This is a genomic window from Bacillus sp. JJ864, assembly GCF_036963045.1.
Taxonomy (GTDB): Bacteria; Bacillota; Bacilli; order Bacillales; family Bacillaceae_G; genus Bacillus_A; species Bacillus_A pseudomycoides_C.
In genome coordinates, this window is record NZ_JBALLY010000167.1 from 1 (window position 1) to 2,382 (window position 2,382).

Sequence of the window (2,382 nt, forward strand, 5' to 3'; positions counted from 1 at the left end):
ATAATAGCGGAAGTCGTAATGAATTATTAGTTCGAGGCGCTGAGAATGCAATTGATCAGATGAAGTATGAAATTGCACAAGAGTTTGGTGTACAACTTGGTGCAGACACAACAGCTCGTGCAAACGGTTCTGTTGGTGGTGAAATCACAAAACGTTTAGTTGCAATGGCTGAACAACAGCTTGGCGGTGGAATTAATCGCTAATTTTAACTATAAATAAGAGTGAATTGGTATAAGTCGTAGCAGATATTTAAAACAATTTCTTATGTGTATTTATTTTAAAAATAAATCCTCATAGCAAAAAAGTTTTCACTCAAAGATTATTGATAATCTTCCATAATAATCTTTGGGTATTTTGTTTGCAAATTTCTTTACTAGACTACAAACACACATTGTTGGGAAGGTGTTTCCCATGCATGATAAAAAGTTCTTTGTAGGAAAAAACATACTTAAAAATTTCTTTTCAATATTGAAAAATATACTTATGATGATATTTTCGAAAGGGAGGCTTTTTAAAATGGGTGTATTAAGTGGAAATCCTCAAAATGAACCTTTACATTATGGAGAAGTATTTGATATTTGGAGTTATCTTCTTGCCGCACAAGGGGCTGTTGCCGGACATCAAGTATTTATGAATCACACAGGTGATGAAGATTTAAAAAAGTTTTTACAAAACTTAATTGAGAATGATATGACTCCTGAAATAGAAGAGCTAAAAACCCTTTTAAAGGTAAATGGAGTGGCTTTACCACCAGCTCCTCCTGAAAGACCGGTTGCTTCTATTGAAGACATTCCTCCTGGTGCACGCATCAACGATGCTGAAATCGCAGCAACCGTTGCAGCAGGTCTTGCAGCAGGACTAGTGACTTGTAGTCAAGTGATGGGAAAATGCCTTCGAGAAGATGTAGGCATGCTTTTTGGACAATTTCACATGAAGAAAGCACAAGCAGGAGTAACTTTACTACGTTTAAGCAAGAAGAAGGGGTGGATAGTTCCTCCACCATTACATGTTCGAAATTCTGAACAAGCTTAATTATAAAAGTAAAAAAGTGGCTGAAAGCCACTTTTTTATTTCAATTTATCAGTTCCATCCTCCACTTTTCTAGATAGATGAACCTTGTTTATTTTAGAATAGTCTACATACTCGTCAGAAATCTCCATAGCATATTTATTATGACTAATATTAGTGGATTCTCGTGAATCCTCATCTTCATGTAAAACAACTTTCTTCATATAGATATGAAAAAATATTTCTGCCACACTGATAAGCGAAGCTGCAAAAAAAGCAGATGCTCCAATATTACGAGCTACGACTATATCTTTTACAAGATACGTTAATACCCAAATTCCTACAAAATTCAAACCCAAATCAACAATGGTAGCCACCATGTTTCCATACTTAGGTAAAATAAATAAATCTCCTATTAAATAAGACCCTCCGGTAATTACCAATGAAAGAAATAATATTCTTGGAATTGAAATACCTTGGAAAATGCCTAGTATCATCAATAATACAGCACTAATAGCTGTGTATTTAATTAACAAAGCAACAATATGTTTCATTTGTATTTCTCCATTCTTTTAACTTTTATGTAGGAGAAAACTCCTTAATAAAAAAATAGGCTGTGCCTTCATAACGCACAACCTATTTTCATCGTGTTCTGGAGGACTGTTTCATACATGATACTCCTATGGCAAACACTTTTTATTTCGCTCTCCTACACAATACTATTTTGTGAAATATATGTATTATTTATGCTTTAATAAGCTAAAAAATTGATAACAAAAAAAGAATATGTATTTTCAATTGCTTTTTATCATATTAAAAACATAGGAGGTGATACAATATGACAAACAATAATAGCGGAAGTCGTAACGAACTATTAGTTCACGGTGCTGAGAATACAATCGATCAAATGAAATATGAAATCGCACAAGAATTTGGCGTACAACTTGGTGCAGACGCAACAGCTCGTGCAAACGGTTCTGTTGGTGGCGAAATCACAAAACGTCTAGTAGCAATGGCTGAACAACAACTTGGCGGTGGAGTTCATCGTTAACTTTAAATATGCATGGATAAAAAGGAGAGACACATCGTCTCTCCTTTTTTAAAATTTCATTTTCTTCTTTTAGACGAAGCATTTCTTTTTTCATTCGTTTTAGATCTTCTAGTGTTATTTCATCTTCATCAACTGATGTGATAGGAGAATATATTTTAATCTATTTGTAAACGGTTACTTCTAATACGCCATACTCGCTACTTAATTGTTTGACAGGTTGTCCTGAATGATATAATTCAACAACCATTTTTTAAAACTTTTCATTAAATTTCTTATTTGTCATACGGACACTTTCTCCTTGAAACCCATTGTAAGGACTTAAC

The 2,382-nt window shown here is 33.8% G+C and carries 4 protein-coding genes and 1 pseudogene; 3 read left to right on the forward strand and 2 right to left on the reverse strand.

The annotated features are described in order from the left end of the window. The coding region (locus V7024_RS21320) for an alpha/beta-type small acid-soluble spore protein (RefSeq protein ID WP_335523635.1) at positions 1 to 203 on the forward strand (203 nt) is incomplete at its 5' end. Positions 204 to 516: 313 nt separating this feature from the next. Next, positions 517 to 1,032 carry a DUF3231 family protein gene (locus V7024_RS21325; RefSeq protein WP_035431111.1) on the forward strand — a complete coding sequence of 172 codons (516 nt, stop codon included), beginning with the start codon at positions 517 to 519 and terminating at the stop codon, positions 1,030 to 1,032. A gap of 35 nt (positions 1,033 to 1,067) precedes the next feature. Here the strand turns inward: V7024_RS21325 and V7024_RS21330 are convergent, their stop codons facing one another. Then, on the reverse strand, positions 1,068 to 1,562 hold the full coding sequence (locus tag V7024_RS21330) for a YndM family protein (protein WP_335523636.1): 495 nt from the start codon (positions 1,560 to 1,562) through the stop codon (positions 1,068 to 1,070). 284 nt (positions 1,563 to 1,846) lie between these two features. Between V7024_RS21330 and V7024_RS21335 the strand changes: the two genes are divergently transcribed. Continuing rightward, positions 1,847 to 2,059 carry an alpha/beta-type small acid-soluble spore protein gene (locus V7024_RS21335; RefSeq protein ID WP_335523637.1) on the forward strand — a complete coding sequence of 71 codons (213 nt, stop codon included), beginning with the start codon at positions 1,847 to 1,849 and terminating at the stop codon, positions 2,057 to 2,059. Here the strand turns inward: V7024_RS21335 and V7024_RS21340 are convergent. Further along, positions 2,025 to 2,306 (reverse strand): annotated as a pseudogene (locus V7024_RS21340) (IS3-like element ISBce13 family transposase); the annotation flags it as partial. The gene V7024_RS21335 and the pseudogene V7024_RS21340 overlap by 35 nt on opposite strands. Positions 2,307 to 2,382: the final 76 nt, after the last annotated feature.